16 protein-coding genes are annotated in these 17,893 nt (G+C 44.4%); 8 read left to right on the top strand and 8 right to left on the bottom strand.

Translation table 11 applies throughout. The features are described from left to right. Positions 1 to 13: 13 nt before the first annotated feature. A complete protein-coding gene (locus FRZ54_RS01010; RefSeq protein WP_147029797.1) occupies positions 14 to 223 on the top strand; it encodes a PLDc N-terminal domain-containing protein in 210 nt (69 codons plus the stop codon). Here FRZ54_RS01010 and FRZ54_RS01005 read toward each other — a convergent pair whose 3' ends face one another. The 6 genes from FRZ54_RS01005 to FRZ54_RS00985 form a co-directional block, all read right to left on the bottom strand. Then, positions 224 to 1,519, bottom strand: coding sequence for an MFS transporter (locus FRZ54_RS01005; RefSeq protein WP_228462593.1), 1,296 nt, complete (start codon positions 1,517 to 1,519; stop codon positions 224 to 226). 94 nt (positions 1,520 to 1,613) lie between these two features. After that, a complete protein-coding gene (locus FRZ54_RS01000; protein ID WP_147029796.1) occupies positions 1,614 to 2,990 on the bottom strand; it encodes a M20/M25/M40 family metallo-hydrolase in 1,377 nt (458 codons plus the stop codon). Positions 2,991 to 3,091: 101 nt separating this feature from the next. Beyond that, a complete protein-coding gene (gene recG, locus FRZ54_RS00995) occupies positions 3,092 to 5,197 on the bottom strand; it encodes an ATP-dependent DNA helicase RecG (RefSeq protein WP_147029795.1) in 2,106 nt (701 codons plus the stop codon). A gap of 9 nt (positions 5,198 to 5,206) precedes the next feature. Beyond that, positions 5,207 to 5,587: a RidA family protein gene (locus FRZ54_RS00990; RefSeq protein WP_147029794.1), complete on the bottom strand. Its 381-nt coding sequence runs from the start codon at positions 5,585 to 5,587 to the stop codon at positions 5,207 to 5,209. 18 nt (positions 5,588 to 5,605) lie between these two features. Further along, positions 5,606 to 5,752, bottom strand: a complete 147-nt coding sequence (locus tag FRZ54_RS24300) for a DUF6728 family protein (RefSeq protein WP_187359718.1) — start codon at positions 5,750 to 5,752, stop codon at positions 5,606 to 5,608. Positions 5,753 to 5,823: 71 nt separating this feature from the next. Beyond that, positions 5,824 to 7,179 (bottom strand): OmpA family protein, encoded by a 1,356-nt coding sequence (locus FRZ54_RS00985; protein WP_147029793.1) that lies wholly within the window; start codon positions 7,177 to 7,179, stop codon positions 5,824 to 5,826. 149 nt (positions 7,180 to 7,328) lie between these two features. On the opposite strand from FRZ54_RS00985, the gene FRZ54_RS00980 reads away from it, so the two are divergent. Then, positions 7,329 to 8,618, top strand: coding sequence for an aminopeptidase P N-terminal domain-containing protein (locus FRZ54_RS00980; protein WP_147029792.1), 1,290 nt, complete (start codon positions 7,329 to 7,331; stop codon positions 8,616 to 8,618). A 3-nt stretch (positions 8,619 to 8,621) separates the two neighbouring features. On the opposite strand, the gene meaB is transcribed toward FRZ54_RS00980, so the two are convergent. Then, on the bottom strand, positions 8,622 to 9,509 hold the full coding sequence (gene meaB, locus FRZ54_RS00975) for a methylmalonyl Co-A mutase-associated GTPase MeaB (protein ID WP_147029791.1): 888 nt from the start codon (positions 9,507 to 9,509) through the stop codon (positions 8,622 to 8,624). Between the two features lie 110 nt (positions 9,510 to 9,619). Here meaB and FRZ54_RS00970 point away from each other — a divergent pair, with 110 nt between their 5' ends. From FRZ54_RS00970 to FRZ54_RS00950, 5 genes are read left to right on the top strand one after another with little or no spacing between them, the layout of a single operon-like run. Next, on the top strand, positions 9,620 to 10,498 hold the full coding sequence (locus tag FRZ54_RS00970; RefSeq protein WP_147029790.1) for a glycosyltransferase family protein: 879 nt from the start codon (positions 9,620 to 9,622) through the stop codon (positions 10,496 to 10,498). 6 nt (positions 10,499 to 10,504) lie between these two features. Continuing rightward, positions 10,505 to 11,497: a glycosyltransferase family 2 protein gene (locus FRZ54_RS00965; RefSeq protein ID WP_147029789.1), complete on the top strand. Its 993-nt coding sequence runs from the start codon at positions 10,505 to 10,507 to the stop codon at positions 11,495 to 11,497. Between the two features lie 49 nt (positions 11,498 to 11,546). After that, positions 11,547 to 13,370 carry an ABC transporter ATP-binding protein gene (locus FRZ54_RS00960; RefSeq protein WP_147029788.1) on the top strand — a complete coding sequence of 608 codons (1,824 nt, stop codon included), beginning with the start codon at positions 11,547 to 11,549 and terminating at the stop codon, positions 13,368 to 13,370. An 11-nt stretch (positions 13,371 to 13,381) separates the two neighbouring features. Then, a complete protein-coding gene (locus FRZ54_RS00955) occupies positions 13,382 to 14,206 on the top strand; it encodes an acyl esterase (RefSeq protein ID WP_147029787.1) in 825 nt (274 codons plus the stop codon). 37 nt (positions 14,207 to 14,243) lie between these two features. Then, positions 14,244 to 15,275, top strand: a complete 1,032-nt coding sequence (locus FRZ54_RS00950; protein ID WP_147029786.1) for a hypothetical protein — start codon at positions 14,244 to 14,246, stop codon at positions 15,273 to 15,275. A gap of 49 nt (positions 15,276 to 15,324) precedes the next feature. On the opposite strand, the gene FRZ54_RS00945 is transcribed toward FRZ54_RS00950, so the two are convergent. Further along, positions 15,325 to 15,990: a porin family protein gene (locus tag FRZ54_RS00945; RefSeq protein WP_147029785.1), complete on the bottom strand. Its 666-nt coding sequence runs from the start codon at positions 15,988 to 15,990 to the stop codon at positions 15,325 to 15,327. A gap of 153 nt (positions 15,991 to 16,143) precedes the next feature. On the opposite strand from FRZ54_RS00945, the gene FRZ54_RS00940 reads away from it, so the two are divergent. Continuing rightward, positions 16,144 to 17,868, top strand: coding sequence for a glycoside hydrolase family 3 protein (locus tag FRZ54_RS00940; protein WP_147029784.1), 1,725 nt, complete (start codon positions 16,144 to 16,146; stop codon positions 17,866 to 17,868). Positions 17,869 to 17,893: the final 25 nt, after the last annotated feature.

Genomic DNA, 17,893 nt, shown 5'->3' with positions numbered 1-17,893 from the left:
AAAGGACTACCCCATGTACCTGATAACATCCGCATTCGGCGGCACACTCGGATTGATATGCTTAATCCTTTGGCTTGCATTAAGTCTTTATTCCCTTATCAACATACTGCGCACCCATGCCATTAACGGTGGCTCCAAAGTATTATGGATGCTAATCATTATAGTGGTCCCGATAGTTGGGTCGCTGACCTATCTGTTCTGGAGAAGTGTGAAAACGTTATAGTTACTCCTGTTCCTTAACTTCAACCGTATGAATATCGCTGATCCCGAGTGGCAGCAGGCTTTTGGTTTTTAACCAGGTAACGGTAACGATCAGCAGTGTCATCGTACCGCCGAACAGCACAGCCGGAACTGTGCCCAATAACTTTGCCGCAATACCCGATTCAAAGTCGCCGATCTCGTTTGATGAACCAATGAACATGGAATTTACGGCAGAAACGCGTCCACGCATGTGATCGGGCGTTAGCAGTTGAACTAATGTGCCCCTGATAATAACACTGACACTATCAAAGGCCCCCTGGCCGAATAGAAATATCAGCGTCAGTATAAAGCTCCTGGATAAGCCGAACCCGATGATACACAGGCCAAACCCTGTGACAGCTATAAGCAGGTTGCGCCAGGGCTTGCCCAGGGGCGAAAAGCGGGCCATTACCGCCATTGTCAATGCTGCGCCTAATGATGATGCCATCCGCATAAGGCCGAGCCCTTCAGACCCGACATGTAGTATGTCCAAAGCAAATACGGGAAGAAGCGCCACAGCTCCACCGAAAAAGACAGAAAACAGGTCAAGGCTCATGGCGCCTATCATCATTTTGCTGTTAAAAACAAAATGAATGCCTTCTTTAAGACTTTTATAAACACTTTCTTTTGGAATAAATACTGGAGGATATTTTCGGAGCCGGTAAACAAGCACGAAGGTTATCAGCAGGAATGCCAATATCACTATGAAGTTTCCGGTGATTCCACCGGCAAAAGCATAGATAAACCCGCCCGTGAAAGGTCCCAGAATAGAGGCTATCTGCCATCCTTGAGAACTCCAGGTTGCCCCATTTGGATATACCTCGCGGGGAATACTATGAGCATAAACCGTAAAGGTAGCCGGGCCGTAAAATGCCCTTGCTACACCATTGCAGAATATCATCGCATAAAGTATAGGCACTGTCCAGCCGGTGTGTATATATCCGCTCAAACCTTTAAGTGTTACCAGGAACATTACAAGCGATGAAAAGAGTACACCGGAAAACACCAGCAAAAGCATTTTGCGTTTTTCGTACTTGTCGGCGATATAGCCTCCGTAAAGCGCCAGTCCGACTGCCGGTATGGCCTCACTTAAACCAATGATCGCTATGGCTATTTTACTATGCGTTAGTTCATAAATATAAAAACCCAGTACTGTTGTCTGCATCTGGTAAGCAAAAGTGAAAAAGAACCGCATGCCCAGATAGGAGCGAAAGTCCTTGTATCGCAAAGCTTCAAATGAATCCTTTTTGGGGGGCTGACTGTTTCCTTCGTCGGTCACTGCCGGGTGTAAGTGTTGATGGCGCGCAATTTACAATTATGCACCAATATAAAATCAGCGGAGACGCAATATTTTGCGTCTCCGCAATGTCAAATCAATTGAAGCCATGCTGGTCTATCAGGTAGATCAACGATGCCATAGATGCGGCGCCTAATTCAAGCTCACGTTTGTTTACATTTTCAAACACATCGTTTGGTGTATGGTGAATATCAAAGTATCGTTGAGAGTCGGGCGATAACCCGATTAACACTACTCCGGCAACCTTTTCTTTCAACGGCTCAATATCGCTTCCGCCGCCCCCAGCTGTTAGCCTTTCGGAACCATAAGGGAAAAAAAGTTTTTTCCACTGCTCCAGGTTTTTAAGCTGATCGGACGACAGGCCCGTAAACCCAAACCCCCGTGGCGTAAAGCCGCCGGCATCACTTTCAATCGCGGCTATGTGTTCTTCCTTATTTTGTGCTGCAAGCTCAGCGTATTTGATACCTCCCCTGTCGCCATTTTCTTCATTCATAAAAAATACAACGCGTAAAGTATTTTTTGGGCGATAACCAAGTGCCTTCAGTATACGCAATGCTTCCAGTGATCCCATTACTCCCGTGCCGTCGTCGTGCGCCCCTTCAGCCAGGTCCCAAGAGTCGAGGTGGCCACCTACAGTAATGAACTTAGCCGGGTTCACGGTGCCTGTAATTTCGCCCACAACATTATAGGACAATGTGTCGGGGCGAGTTTGGCAGCTTTGTTTGAAATAAAATTTTAACGACGGATTTTTCTTTAACAAGCTGCTCAGCTGATCAGCCGCTTTGGTAGATATAGCTGCAGCGGGTGCATTTTTGCCGTCAGCTGCCACGCGGGTTGCGCCTGTATGCGGATAGTCGTCTGTCGTGCTGCTTAACGACCGCACTATTACCCCTGCAACGCCAAATTTTGCTGCAGCAGCGGGCCCCAAATTGCGTTGGTCGCCGGCTGTACCATAGGCCCTGAATGTCTCGATAAATCGCTGGTCGAACGGACGATTGAAGAAAACGATCTTTCCTTTAAGTTTACTTTCACCAAGACTATCCAATTGTTTCAGGCTATGCAGCTCAATAACTTCGGCAGTAATACCATTTTTTGGCGTTGCAACCGACATGCCAAGTGCAGCAATATGCACCGGGATGCGGTTTTTACCATCGATTATTATACCTTGTTCCTTTGGCCCGCGAACCCAATGCGGTACCATTACCTCCTGCAGAAAAACATGATCGAAGCCATAACTTTCCATCAGCTTTTTACTCCATTCCACAGCTTTTTGTGCATTTGCCGAGCCGCTTATGCGCTGGCCGATGTTTTTACATAAATAGTGCAGGTTACTATAAGCTTTGCCATTAACCAGGCCTTCGTCATATATCTTGCGCAGCATCAATGAATCCTGCGCCTGTACTAAGGTGGTTGAACAAATAAGAAATGCGAAAAGGGTAAATTTCAGTTTCATGTTTTGAGAAGAATAATAGCGTTTAAGCAAATGTAATATTTTGATGAAGATTATTGCTTTAGCGGATTTGAAACAACGCTGTGGCAAAACGAAGTTTTACCTTAAGATATCTTATCCCAGCTTAACCCTGCATTTTTGAGAAAGGCCAGGTGCAATACCTGGTGCTCGGGGAGTGTAAGCTGGGGGTCGCGGGCAAATATATCCTCCACACATTTTCGTGCTTGTATCAATAGTTGCTGATCTGCCACCAGGTCGGCCACCTTCAGATCGGTAATACCGCTTTGCTGGGTGCCTTCGATGTTACCGGGGCCACGCAGCTGAAGGTCGATCTCCGAAATTTCAAAACCGTTATTCGTCCGCACCATGGTTTCAAGCCTGATCTTGCCGTCATAGCTTAATTTGTGCGAGCTCATCAGGATGCAATAGGATTGTTCCGCGCCGCGGCCAACCCTGCCCCGTAATTGGTGCAGTTGCGACAGGCCAAACCGCTCGGCATTTTCGATGATCATCACCGAGGCATTGGGGATATTAACGCCAACTTCTATTACTGTGGTAGCCACCATTATCTGTGTTTCATGCTTTACAAAGCGTTGCATTTCATAATCCTTGTCCTTTGCAGGCATCTTTCCGTGGACAATACTGATCTGGTAATCCGGCATCGGAAACTCGCGCCGTATGATCTCGATGCCATCTTCAAGGTTTTTCAGATCCAGTTTCTCACTTTCCTGTATCAGCGGGTAAACGACATATATCTGCCTTCCCTTGGCTATTTCCTGTTTCATAAAACCGAACATCCTAAGGCGTTGGTTCTCATAATAGTGAACTGTCTGTATCGGTTTTCTTCCGGCAGGCAACTCATCAATGACAGATATGTCCAGGTCGCCGTAAAGGGTCATAGCTAACGTGCGTGGGATAGGCGTTGCCGTCATCACCAGTATATGTGGCGGAATATTGTTTTTTCGCCACAGCCTGGCGCGTTGTTCCACACCAAAACGGTGTTGTTCATCTATCACTACAAAACCGAGGTTCTGAAATTGCACTTTATCTTCGATCAGCGCATGTGTGCCGATCAGTATTTTTAGCCGGCCATCTTCAAGTTTTTCGTGAAGGATATTCCTGTCCTTCTTCTTTGTAGAGCCTGTCAGGAGTGCAACCTCTATAAAACCTTCCCCAACGAGACTTTTAATAGTTTGATAATGCTGGTTGGCCAATATTTCGGTAGGTGCCATAATGCAGGCCTGGAAGCCATTATCTATTGCAATAAGCATACTCATTAGCGCCACCACGGTTTTGCCGCTACCCACATCACCTTGGAGCAAGCGGTTCATTTGTACGCCGCGCTGGGTATCTTGTCTTATTTCTTTTAATACCTTTTTTTGGGAATTGGTGAGCTGAAAAGGCAACCGTTCGTTATAAAATGTATTGAAATAATGACCCACACTTTCAAACACATGCCCTTTGAATTTTTGAATGCGCAGTAGTTTGTTTTTAAGCAGCTTGAGTTGAATAATAAAAAGTTCCTCAAACTTAAGCCGGTGTTGTGCCTCGTTCAGCATCGCGGCATCATCAGGAAAATGCATGTTGCGATAAGCTTCGGCACGGCCCATCAGTTTGAACTGATTGAGCAGGTACAACGGCAGGTTTTCCTTTATTTCGTTACCATATTGATCCAGCAGTATTGCTGTTAGTTTTTGTATGCCTTTGCTGTCGAGCGAAAACTGTTTTAGCTTTTCTGTCGAACTATAGGCCGGTTGCAGGGTTAAATTGCCTTTTTGTTTCAAAACAGCAGGCGAGTAAAGTTCCATTTCGGGATGGGCCATTTGAGGCTTGCCATTGAACATACCCGGCTTACCGAACAACACATATACCTTACCAATGGCCAGGTATTTCTCTATCCATTTTATGCCCTGGAACCAAACCAATTCCATTATACCCGTTTCGTCTTTCGCCTGGGCAACCAAACGTTTGGTGCGTTTATCGCCAGCGATCTCAAAATGTGTTACCCGGGCTAAAACCTGTACATAAGGCAACTCCGGTTGTATGTCGCGGATTTTGTAAAAGCGCGTGCGGTCTATATGTTTATAGGGAAAATACCTTAACAGATCCTCGAAAGTAGTTATTCCCAACTCCTTTTTCAATACATCGGCCCGGGATAGGCCTACGCCCTTCAGAAATTCTATCGGAGTTTGAAATACCTGTGGGTTCAACGGACGGTGTCAGGATTTTACAGCGATTACGGATATTTCGACATTCACGTTTTTTGGGAGCGCAGCTACCTGCACAGTTTCGCGCGCCGGAAACTTATCGGTGAAATATGTCCCATAAACCTCATTTACATGGGCGAAGCTTTGCATATCCGTAAGGAAAATGGTGGTCTTTACTACATCAGCAAAACTAACGTCTGCCTTAGAAAGTATGGCCGCTATATTTTCCATAACCTGTTTAGTTTCAGCCTTAATATCTGAGGAGATGATCTCGCCGGTTACAGGGTTCATGGGTATCTGCCCCGATACAAATAGTAAGCCTCCCGTGGCTATGGCCTGGCTGTAAGGACCGATAGGCGCAGGCGCGTTTGCCGTGTTGATTACTGATTTCATTTTAGTAGTTGTTTGAGATCATGGCTTTTTAAAAACGAACCATTGCAGCAGTTTGTAGATGATGCCCGCGACAAACATGATTATTGCGGTAGCATTGATGATATGCATCACCTTCAGATTAAAGCTGGTTGGCCTGTTAGGATCTTTCTTCCTGAAAAAGTACATGGACAAATTTAATAAAAAAAGAAGGCTTGCCGTTGCGGGCAAGCCTTCTGAATATGTGAATGTTTCAAATATTATTTTTGTTTGAACTCAACGCGGCGGTTTAATACACGTCCTTCTTCAGTTGAGTTATCTGCTATCGGATGAGTTTCGCCGAATGCTTTCACTTTAACACGTTTTGCATCAACACCAGAGTTAACCAAGTAAGTTTTTACTGAGTTAGCACGGTCTTTAGACAAACGCATGTTGTGAGCAGCGGTACCTTCAGATGAAGCGAAGCCATCTAATTCGATCTTCTTGTCAGCATTTGCACGCAGATCAGCAGAAGTCAGATCCAACGCAGGGTAAGACGAAGTTCTCAATACAGAGCTGTCGAATTCGAACTGGATGTTTGAATAAGCTTTTGCATCACCCATAACTGGTTTCCTTACGAACAGTGAAGTATCGATCTTAGGGAAATTGATAGGGCAACCAGAGCCGTCAACTACAGTACCTGCAGGAGTGTTCGGACACTTGTCGAACTGGTCAGCAACACCGTCACCGTCAGAATCTTTCTTCAGGTCGTTAATCGCATTTTCAACATTGCCTACACGGCCTTTCAAAGCTTCAACTTCCTGGCGAAGAGCGGCGTCGTACAATTCGTCATACATCATAGCTACAGGGTTCACCCAATCCAAATTCGGTTTTGATTTCGGACCAAAGGTGTATTCCAGGCCTGCATAGCCATAAGAATAATGATCTTTGCTGGCAGCGCCACCGTTTTTGTAACCGTCAAAGTTATCGCCGTCAATAAAGTTTTCAGTGTAACCCAGGTTCAGAGCAAGAGCGTCAGATAACCTGAATTTAACACCTGCGCCAATTGGAACAACAAATTCCTTTACATTGCTACCAGTAGCTGCTTTAAAGTCAAATGGAGCACCTGTCCTGGTAACACCAGTTGGGTTGTACCATGCTAAACCTGCACCGGCGGTAACGAAGAAGTTAACAGCATTTTTGCGGCGGATGTAATCAATGGTTGCAACGTTAACAACACCACTGATGGTTCCCTGCCAAAACTTTGTTGAATAAGTAGCAGGTAAATTTGTGCTGGCGTCACTTCCCTGTACTTTGCCACCGCGGAAATCGAATTGCAAAGCAAATGAGTGAGCTAACTGATTACGAACTGAAAGGCCATAACCAAGAGAGATCTTTTTATCAGAGTAATCATTAGATCCGCCCGTAGCAAGTGTCTGGGACGTAAGCCCGACGTTTAAACCAACACTCCAGGTGTTGTATTGAGCCCTGCCGCCAAATACTTTGGCAGTAGTTGCGGTATCTGCCATGGCCATGGTCGCTGCTTTAGTGGTGTCCGTTTGAGCATTGACCATTCCAACAGCCAGAAGCGAGACTAGTGAAAGGGCAACTGTTTTTTTTAATGTAGAATAGTTCATAGTTTTAAGATTAAACAATTAATTGTGATTTTTTTTCCAAAATTAGTAATTAAGTTTGAATTCATTACCAAACATTGTTCCAAATTTTACATAAGTTAATACAAATAAATAAAAAAATTGTTTTGGAAAAATAAATAAACTTAATATTCATGAAATACCTACCTATTAGTAATGTATTATTTATCCTTAATAGAAAAAATTTCGTTAAACGCACAAAGCCAAACTCAATAGCCATTTTTCACGCTAATGACGAGTTTCCAAAAAATGGCGATCAGAACTTCCCTTTTAAGCAAAATGCCGATTTTTTTTATTTAAGCGGCATTGACCAGGAGCAAAGTATTTTAGTTTTATACCCCGATTGTCCTAATCCGTTATATAAAGAAGTCCTGTTTTTAAGACAGACTGACGAGCATATTGCAGTATGGGAGGGACATAAATACACGAAGGATGAGGCACGCAAGGCATCCGGTATTGAAAACGTCTATTGGCTGAACGAATTCGATACTATACTGCACAGTATTATTAACTATGCCGAAAATATCTACATCAATACAAATGAGAACGACCGGTATGGACATACAGTTCCATATAGGGATATCAGGATGTTTGAGCAATTGCGGCAAAGATATCCATTGCATCGTTATGAGAGGTCGGCAGTTATTTTACGGGATCTGCGGGTGGTTAAATCTGATATTGAGATCGGGTTGACGAAGATGGCCTGCGAGATCACGAGGGACGCTTTTATCAGGGTGCTTAAATTTGTGAAACCCGGTGTGGCGGAATATGAAATAGAAGCCGAATTGACCCATGAGTTCCTGAAGCAGCGGGCCACAGGTAACGCCTATAACCCGATCATCGCATCGGGTGCTAACGCTAACGTGTTGCATTATATCGATAATAACCAGGTTTGTAACGACGGGGATATTTTGCTCCTGGATTTTGGAGCTGAATATGCAAACTACAATGCAGATATGACCCGGTCGATCCCGGTTAACGGCAGGTTTACCAAACGGCAGCGCGATGTGTACGATGCGGTGCTTCGTGTAATGAAAGGCGCTGTTCAATTGATAAAATCAGGTACACTTATGTCCGAATACCACGAAGAAGTTGGGAAAATGATGACCAGCGAATTAATCGGCCTGAAATTGCTGAACAAGCATGATGTAGAAAAGCAGGACCCTAAAATGCCGTTGTATAAAAAATACTTTATGCACGGTACTTCGCATCACCTGGGGTTGGATGTGCATGATTTTGCCAGCAGGTATAAGCGTTTCGAAACAGGCAATATACTTACCTGCGAACCTGGTATCTATATCCCGCAAGAGGGGCTTGGCATAAGGCTTGAAAACGATATATTGATAACGACAGAAGGTAATATCGACCTGATGGCGGATATTCCTTTGGAAGCCGGGCATATCGAAGAGATCATGAATTCCTGATCCCTAAATATACTTTTCAATAAATTTATAGAGATTAAATGAGGGGTTTCCAAGAGCGCCGGCTATGCTCTTTTGTAATTCTGATTTACTGATATTTGCCATTCGCTTTTGTCTTATCAGGTTCAAGGCTTTTTCGCTTAATAGCAATTCTTTGCGGCTATTACGGCGCCGGGCAGAAGATGTGATAAAGTCAACTACTTCCCCTACTCCACTGTTTTGCGAGGCAATAGTTTTGAAAACAGGTATAGCCGCGTCTTTTTGCTGAACCATTTTTTTTAGATTATTGGCGAAAATATCGGCGCCTTCACGGTCGGCTTTATTGACAATGAAAGCATCGGCAATTTCCATTAAGCCCGATTTAATGCTTTGTATTTCGTCGCCTCCTTCGGGTACCAAAACAACCAGTGTAATATCGGCAAGGCCTGCTATTTCTATTTCAGATTGGCCCACACCAACTGTTTCGATCAGTACCTGATCGAAACCTGATGCTTTTAAAACATCCGTCATCTCGATAGTTTTGGCTGACAAACCGCCGAGTGAGCCGCGCGTAGCCAGCGAACGAATGAAAACATCGGGATGATTAAAATAAGGCGACATCCGTATACGGTCGCCCAACAAAGAACCAAAGTTAAAAGGCGATGTAGGGTCAACAGCAAGTACGGCGACCTTGTTACCCCGGGCTGTGAATTCGCCTAAAATACTGCTCACTAAAGTGCTTTTACCCGCCCCGGGCGGACCTGTAATGCCAATAACCGGGACATCCTTTGACAGGTCAAGCCCTTTTAGCAAATCGTCGGCTCCATCCAGGTCATTCTCAACAATCGTCAAGGCCCGTGCCACGGAGCGAAAATCGGAAGTGCCGGCGGGAGACTGTTTGCGGGTGATTGTCATTTGTGAAAAGTAAAGTAACGAAAATTGCAAGGCTTTCGAAAATTGAGCTTTAACTAAATGGAATACGGAAAGCTATATTTGCCGGTAATTTAAAAACAAAATAACCCTAAATGAAGGTAGCAGGTTTTACATTTATCAGGAACGCGGTAAAAAATGATTACCCTGTTGTTGAGGCCATTACCTCTATCCTTCCGTTGTGCGATGAATTTATTGTCGCTTTAGGCAATTCGGATGATGGTACGGAAAAACTGATCGAAGGCATCGGCTCCCCTAAAATAAAGGTCATTCATACTGTGTGGGATGAGACCCTGCGCGAAGGTGGCGCTGTTTTTGCCGCAGAGACAGATAAGGCATTCAACGCCATTTCTCCCGATTCCGATTGGGCCTTTTATATCCAGGGTGATGAATGTGTACATGAGAAATATCTTCCCGTTATAAAACAGGAAATGGAGGATAATCTTACAGATGAGCGCATTGAAGGGTTACTATTTAAATACCTGCATTTTTACGGCTCATACGACTATTATGGACATTCGCGCAGGTGGTATCGTCGCGAGATCCGGGTTTTAAGAAACAAAAACGGTGTGCATTCCTATCGCGATGCCCAGGGTTTTCGTATCGATAGGCGCAAATTGAACGTGAAGTTGATCGATGCTTTTATTTATCATTATGGGTGGGTGAAACCGCCTGCAGGTTTAAAAAGCAAGTTGAGGAATTTTAACCAGTTTTATCACGATGACAATTGGCTGGCCGAAAATTTGCCGGAGACTTTTGAATTTGACTATAAAAATGCCGACCGGTTGGTGCCGTTTACCGGAACCCACCCGGCTGTGATGCAGAAGCGTATAAATGCAACAAACTGGAAGCTGGATATTGATACGCGCACACTTGAAAAGAAAATGCCTTTCAGGCGCAAACTGCTTCAAAAAATCGAGGACACGACCGGCTGGCGGGTAAGTGAATATAAAAACTACAACATCATAAAATAGCACTCGTTGAATAAGAAAAGCGTTTCGGTTATTATACCTAACTATAACGGCAGGCATTTGCTTGAAGAATATTTGCCGATAACCGTTGCGGTTGCTGAGCAGGCCGGAATGGCTTACGAGATCATTGTGGTTGATGACTATTCAAAGGACGATTCTATCGAATTTATTACAAAAAACTACCCGAAAATTAAACTCATTGCCAATCCGGAGAACCGGGGGTTTTCTTTTACCTGTAACCGGGGTATTGAAGTTGCACAATACGACGTGGTATTACTGCTAAATTCTGATGTAAAGCTAACAACGGGGTATTTTGAAGCGCAATGGAAGTATTTTGACAAGCCTGATACTTTTGGCGTCATGGGCCGGATCATTGATATGGACGGTGATGGTATTCAGGATGCGGCGCGGATACCTAAGTTTAACGGACTCAAACTGAAAACAGATTATTTTTATTATAACCAAAATAATACCGATTGGTATTATACGTTTTACTTGTCAGGTGCCAATGCGCTGGTCGATACAGTGAAGCTTAAAGAACTGGGCGGCTTCAATGAATTATTTTCGCCATTTTATTGCGAGGACATCGAATTAGGCTTACGTGCCTGGCGGATGGGATGGAAATGTTATTATGAGCACCAGTCGGTATGCCGCCACCAGTTGTCGGCCAGTACAAAAAATTACAGTACCGCCAGGTGGGTAAAGGGCGTTTATTACCGGAACCGTTTTTACTTCCACGCCATACATTTGAACGGGCTGGCATCGTTTGCCTGGTATTGCCAGGTAACACTTATCGACCTTTTGCCGAAATTATTAGCGGGGCAATGGTGGATATGGAACAGTTACAGGGCGCTTTTCAAAAGCGGCGCGGCAATAAAGGAAAGTAAAAAAGATATTAGCAGGCTTATGGAAAAACATAACAGTGTTATCAGCCTTTTCGACATGGTACGCATGATCAGGGCATCGGTGGCCGAAAAGGAAATAACCAGGTTCAAGCCATAAGGCTCATATTTGCCTAATTACTATTAGCTTTGCAACTTATTTTTATTGGATGAAGACTTATTTCAGGCTCTTATCTTTTGCTAAACCAATTGAAAAGTTTGCTATTCCCTACGTCATATTTACTCTGCTGTATGTAGTTTTTATCACCACTGTGCTGATATTGCTAGGCCCGCTTCTTAATACATTGTTCAATTTCAATCTAGGTCCGGCCTCGTTGCCAGCGGCTCGTCCCAGCTCTTTGGATCCAACAGGATGGTTCAAATATTACCTTAGCTATTTTGTTCAGCATTATGGGCAATGGGGTGCGCTAAAGTTTGTATGTGTTACCATTGTCATCGGTATTTTTCTAGCAAATGTTTTCAGGTATCTGTCTGCCCGCATTATGGAGAATCTTCGTATTCACACCCTGTTAAACCTGCGAAAAACAGTTTTTAATAATGTGATAGATATGCACCTTGGCTTTTTTAATAACGAGCGCAAGGGCGACATTGTATCTAAAGTAGCTTCTGACGTTCAGGTGGTGCAGTTTTCTGTGACATCAACGTTGCAGGTTATTTTTAAGGAACCGCTCACCATGATTTCTTACATCATTGGTTTATTCTCCATCTCAACTAAGCTTACGCTTTATTCATTACTTGTTATCCCGGTTTCGGCATTTATCATCGCCCGTATTGTAAAAAAACTGCGTGGACAAGCCACCAGTGCCCAGCAATCGTATGGTACCATGATCAGCTACCTCGATGAGGCGTTGTCAGGGATAAAAATTATTAAGGCATTTAACGCTACCAATTTTATCAAGGAACGTTTTAATACAGAAAACAGGCGGTATAGTAAGATATTGCGGTCGATGGCCAAACGTCAGCAGGCGGCATCTCCAATATCTGAAATACTATCGGTCACCATGATCTCGTTCATCCTGTTATATGGAGGGTACATTATCATTGTAAGTCATAGTAAGGAACTGGACCCGGGCAGCTTTTTAAGTTATATCGGGATATTTTCGCAGTTGACACGTCCGGCAAAGGCTATATCCGATTCATTCAGCAATATTAACCAGGGTATTGCGGCAGGTGAGCGCGTACTGGCTTTAATTGACGAAAAACCGTTGATAAAAGACGCTCCGGATGCAATTGAGGTCAAAAGCTTTAACGAAGGCATCCATTTCAAAAATGTATCTTTTGCTTATGAAGAGAAGCAGATCCTCTCAAAAATCAATTTAACTGTTCCCAAGGGTCAAACTGTAGCTTTGGTAGGACCGTCCGGCGGTGGTAAATCGACCCTGATGGATCTTATTCCCCGTTTTATAGAGCCGCAATCGGGAGAGATATACCTTGACGATCATAATATACAGAACGTAACGATGCAGTCGCTGCGCTCGCTTATGGGCATTGTGAACCAGGAAACGATATTATTTAATGATACTATATTTAATAATATCGCTTTCGGCAAAATAGGCGTCACACAGGAGCAGGTTGAAGCGGCCGCACGCATAGCCAATGCACATAGTTTTATACTGGAGTCGGAAAATGGTTATCAAACCAATATTGGCGACCGGGGGGCCAAGCTTTCAGGCGGACAAAGGCAGCGTATCTGCATAGCCCGCGCCGTACTAAGTAACCCGCCCATCATGCTGCTGGACGAAGCGACGTCGGCGCTGGACACCGAATCCGAAAAGCTGGTGCAGGATGCTTTGAATAACCTGATGAAAAATCGCACGTCGCTTATCATAGCCCATCGTTTAAGCACCATCCAAAACGCAGACACAATAGTTGTACTTGACAACGGAGAGATTGTGGAGCAGGGTAAACACCTGGAATTAATGAACGCAAACGGCCTTTACAGGCGTTTGATCGATATGCAAACTTTTCAATAACGAATGCTTGTATGCAGCAGATACGATCGAGAAAAATAGAGCGGAAGGAAATATTTGAATACGAGTTTTCGGTATGTACACTGGTTACCGATCTGTCCGAATACGAGGAAATGAAAGCGTCTTTCGTTGTATCGGGTTTTACCGAAAATATATGTGAATTTTTGTACGTCGATAACAGCAAACAGAACACTTTTGAGGCCTTTGGCGGGCTGAACCGTTTTTTGCGTGAAGCGCGCGGCAAATATATAATTCTTTGCCACCAGGATATATTGATAAACCATCATAACATTGGCGACTTAAGAGAGCGAATCGGGGAAATAGAGCAAGCCGACCCTAACTGGGCTTTACTTGGTAACGCCGGCGGCGTAAATCTAAAGTATACCGCTATGAATGTTATCCAGGGAACCGGAAACCTGCTGGAAGACAAACATCTGCCTATAAAAACGGTGACGCTGGATGAAAATTTTATTATTGTAAAAAGCGCGGCTAACCTTGCCCTGTCGGCTGATCTGCAAGGCTTTCACATGTATGGAACCGACATATGCCTAATAGCCGATGTTTTGGGCTATAGCAGCTATGCGATAGACTTCAAGTTGATGCACAAGAGTGACGGCAATGCTGATGATACATTTTATCAGCTGAAAAAAGACCTTATTAAGAAGTATCGCAGGGCTTTCAGATCAAGGTTCCTGGGAACTACTATCACGCGATTTTATATTTCAGGAGTGCGTTTGTTTAATTTTTTTGGTAATATAGCCCTTGTATTGTTTTTAGTGAGGCAATATACTAAGATATTTAAACCTAAAAAGGGCTACCGGCTTAAGCTGAAAACCTGATTGATTTCTATTTATTGGTGTTTAGCATTATAAAATATTGAGCGGAACATTGCAAAAGATCGAATGTTTTCCGGGCAGTAAGATCTATATTTCCTGCCCTGCCGGCGTTGCTACCGGCGGACCCGAGGCGTTGCACCAATTAGGGCATCATCTTATCCTTTTGGGGTTTAATGCTTTCATGTATTATTACCACTCTCCTGAAAGTACCGGGCTCGTGCACGAAAATTATAAAAAATACGATGTGCCGTATGTAAATGAGCCTGAAAATAGCCGGGAGCACGTCCTGATCATACCCGAGACTCACCTTTCATCTGTTTTCTGCAAAAAGTTCAGTAAAGTACGTAAGGTAGTATGGTGGTTAAGTGTAGCCAATTATTATATCATTTTAAATCAGCAGATAGCGCGCCATGAGCGCAAAAAAAGGAAATCATTAGGGTTGAGTGTCCTGTTTGGGACATTTAAGATAGCCACATTCGACAGCTTGAAGAAAAAGAACGTTTTGCATATCGGGCATTCTTATTATTCTATGGTCCATCTCCGCGAAAATGGGATTGAGCCGGTTGGCCAGATAAGTGATTACATGAACGATGCCTTTTTTGAGCGAACTGATGAAAAAGCCGAAAAACAGGACATCATTATCTATAATCCAAAAAAGAATGATGTGTTCCTTGATGATATCATCGCCCAAACAAGGCACCTAAACTGGAAACCTTTAAGTGGGATGAGTCCGGCAGAAGTTGCCGGTTGGATGAACCGGGCAAAATTATATATCGACTTTGGCTACCACCCCGGTAAGGAAAGAATGCCGCGCGAGGCGTGTATCATGCGTTGCTGCATGATCATTGGCAAATCAGGCTCGGCGGCTTATGCCGAGGATATGCCGATCCCTGAAAAGTATCGTTTTGAAAAAAACACCAATGAAATACTGGGAATTTTAAACCGTATCAACGAATGCCTGGTAAATTATGATAAGTTAATAAAAGATTTTGAACCTTACAGGAAAGTGCTTTACCATGAGAAGGAGAAGTTCGACCATGATATAAGCGCGGTATTTAGCCAAATACCCTGAAATAAAAAAGACGCCCTGATTGATTTGGACGTCTTTTTTTAGCAGATTTTTACTGGAATCTTATACCTAAACCGAACTGCCAAACCTGGTTGCGATAATCGGGTATGGGGGAATTTTCGTCATAGGTATTCGAACTAAGATCAAGCACATAGCGCCCCTGTATGTACACATTTGGATTCAGATCGACACTAAGCCCTATTACACCGGCAACATAGCTCTTATTGTAATTGCTGTTGTAGTAAGTTTCTGACGATACATTAAATCCATCATTAAAAGTACTGGTACTTGATACCGGGAAATTCAGTTGGGGCCCGACAACGAAGTTAAGTCCGCGCACCAGTCTGAAATTGGCCAGCAATGGCACATCGATGTAGTTATTGCGCTGGGTAAAGGTTCCGTCGGAAGTGTAGCCCTTATATCCTTTCTGCGAGAAAAGCACCTCGGGCTGGAACGACAAGGGGTAAACCAGCGGTATAGTGGCCGAGATGCCTGCATGGAAACCTAAAATATTATCGGTACTATAACCCGCATCGTAGGAATCGATGGTATTGGCAATACTTAAACCACCTTCAATACCAACTTTCGGGGTATAAAAATCACCAAACCTGCGGGCAGGCGGCGGGCGGCGATGCACCCGGCGCGGGGTGTAATAGTTTTGAGCGAATACGGTGCCGGTTGTTAGCAGGCATATCGCCAGGAATAAGATTCGTTTCATCACAATAAATCGTTTTATAAGTTAATGTTTGTTTTTAGAGTGATGGAGAACGGTCAAGGTTTAGTTTGGGTGTCAATTTTTTTCGTTTCAGTTGAAAATGTTACAATTAGCCGGGGTGGATAAGTTCGATCAATTCAACTACATTTGAAGTTTATGAAAGTACTTCTCCGGTATCTTATCTACGCTTTATTCGCTCTGATAGCCATCCCCGCTATGGGCCAGCAAAAACAGGGTTATATAGCATCGCTTGGCCGGCAAAACCGCTGGGTCGATTCGGTTTACCGTAAACTCAGCAAAAAGGAGCGGATAGCGCAGTTGTTCTTTGTGCGGGCGCATACCGACAGAGGGCAGGCTTATGAAGACTCCGTCGGGTATGTGATCAAGAACGAGCAGGTGGGTGGCCTGGTGTTTTTCCAGGGCGGGCCCGTTCGGCAGGCACAACTCATCAACCGTTACCAAAAGTTGGCCAAAGTGCCGTTACTTATTGCACAGGATGGCGAATGGGGACTGGGTATGCGGCTCGATTCTACTATTTCCTACCCATACCAGATGACGCTTGGGGCCATACGTGATAATACCCTTATTTATAAGATGGGGCAATTTATTGCCTACGACTTTAAGCGGATGGGGATGCAGATGAACCTGGCGCCGGATATGGATGTGAACAATAATCCCGATAACCCAGTTATCAATTTCAGATCCTTTGGCGATAATAAGTATAACGTTGCTGCCAAAGGGATCGCTTATATGAAGGGTATGCAGGACGGCGGCATATTAACTACTGCCAAACATTTTCCCGGTCATGGCGATACGAACGTCGATTCGCATCTCGATCTGCCCCTGCTGCCTTTTGACAGGAAAAGACTGGACACCCTGGAGGAATACCCCTTCCGCCAGGCTATAAAAGCGGGTATTAGCGGTATAATGATAGCTCATATGGATATCCCCTCGCTTGATTCAACCAAGAATCTGCCTTCTACCTTATCTAAACCTATAGTAACTGGTGATCTGCGGGATTTACTCGGCTTTAAAGGGCTTATTGTTTCTGACGCGATGGAAATGAAGGGCGTACTGAAATATTTCCCCGACGGGCAGGCCGATGTCCGCGCGTTTTTGGCCGGTAATGACATTCTCGAATTGTCAGAAAATTCGGAACGGGCGATAGGTTTGATCAAAAAAGCGATCAGGAAGGACGGGGTTACTAAAAAAGAGTTTGAGGCACGGGTAAAAAAGATACTTGCGGCAAAATACTGGGCGGGGCTGAACCATTACAAAGACGTATCCACAGATCACCTCGTGGAGGGTCTTAACCGCGAGAGCGCAAAGGCCTTGGTGCAGCAGCTATGCGACAACGCAGTGACCCTGCTGAAAGGGGACGGATCCACACTCCAATTGAATCCTCTTCAAAAAACAGCTGTTATCAGTGTCGGAGTAACCCAGCCGACGATATTCCAGCAGGAACTATCACAGCGGTGGTACCTGAACAGCGATATGTATATTGTAGGTAAAGCTACATCAGCCGATCAATTACTCGACCTGCTGGTAAAACTAAGGCAGTATGATCAAATTTTCGTAAGTATTAACGACACCCGCCCGCGCCCTGCAAGCAAGCTGGATTATAGTAACGGGGTAAAATTGTTCATTTCCGAGCTGGCGTCGTTCCAGCATTCGGTCATCTGCGTTTTTGCCAATCCATACACTGTAGCTGGATTACCGGGCATCGAAAAAAGCGGGGCATTAATAGCGGGCTACCAGATGAGCGATGAAATGCAGCGTTCGGCAGTGAAGGTGATCACAAGATTGATCGATCCGAAAGGTAAATCGCCGGTGCGGATAAACCAGTATTTTCCTTCGGGAAGTGGGGTGACGTTAAAGTAAAGCCGCAAAAACTTGCGCCTCCGCT

This window comes from Mucilaginibacter ginsenosidivorans (assembly GCF_007971025.1).
Classification (GTDB): domain Bacteria; phylum Bacteroidota; class Bacteroidia; order Sphingobacteriales; family Sphingobacteriaceae; genus Mucilaginibacter; species Mucilaginibacter ginsenosidivorans.
The sequence above is the reverse complement of the archived record's forward strand: the minus strand, read 5'-3'. Positions and strand labels throughout refer to the sequence as shown.

Bases quoted from the DNA above. Each gene is read 5' to 3' on its own strand.
- FRZ54_RS00985 (WP_147029793.1), bottom strand. From the start codon at position 7,179: ATGAACTATTCTACATTAAAAAAAACAGTTGCCCTTTCACTAGTCTCG.
- FRZ54_RS00955 (WP_147029787.1), top strand. From the start codon at position 13,382: ATGCAGCAGATACGATCGAGAAAAATAGAGCGGAAGGAAATATTTGAA.
- meaB (WP_147029791.1), bottom strand. From the start codon at position 9,509: ATGACAATCACCCGCAAACAGTCTCCCGCCGGCACTTCCGATTTTCGC.
- FRZ54_RS24300 (WP_187359718.1), bottom strand. From the start codon at position 5,752: ATGTACTTTTTCAGGAAGAAAGATCCTAACAGGCCAACCAGCTTTAAT.
- FRZ54_RS01010 (WP_147029797.1), top strand. From the start codon at position 14: ATGTACCTGATAACATCCGCATTCGGCGGCACACTCGGATTGATATGC.
- FRZ54_RS00945 (WP_147029785.1), bottom strand. From the start codon at position 15,990: ATGAAACGAATCTTATTCCTGGCGATATGCCTGCTAACAACCGGCACC.
- FRZ54_RS01000 (WP_147029796.1), bottom strand. From the start codon at position 2,990: ATGAAACTGAAATTTACCCTTTTCGCATTTCTTATTTGTTCAACCACC.
- FRZ54_RS00960 (WP_147029788.1), top strand. From the start codon at position 11,547: ATGAAGACTTATTTCAGGCTCTTATCTTTTGCTAAACCAATTGAAAAG.
- FRZ54_RS00980 (WP_147029792.1), top strand. From the start codon at position 7,329: ATGAAATACCTACCTATTAGTAATGTATTATTTATCCTTAATAGAAAA.
- FRZ54_RS00970 (WP_147029790.1), top strand. From the start codon at position 9,620: ATGAAGGTAGCAGGTTTTACATTTATCAGGAACGCGGTAAAAAATGAT.
- FRZ54_RS00940 (WP_147029784.1), top strand. From the start codon at position 16,144: ATGAAAGTACTTCTCCGGTATCTTATCTACGCTTTATTCGCTCTGATA.
- FRZ54_RS00990 (WP_147029794.1), bottom strand. From the start codon at position 5,587: ATGAAATCAGTAATCAACACGGCAAACGCGCCTGCGCCTATCGGTCCT.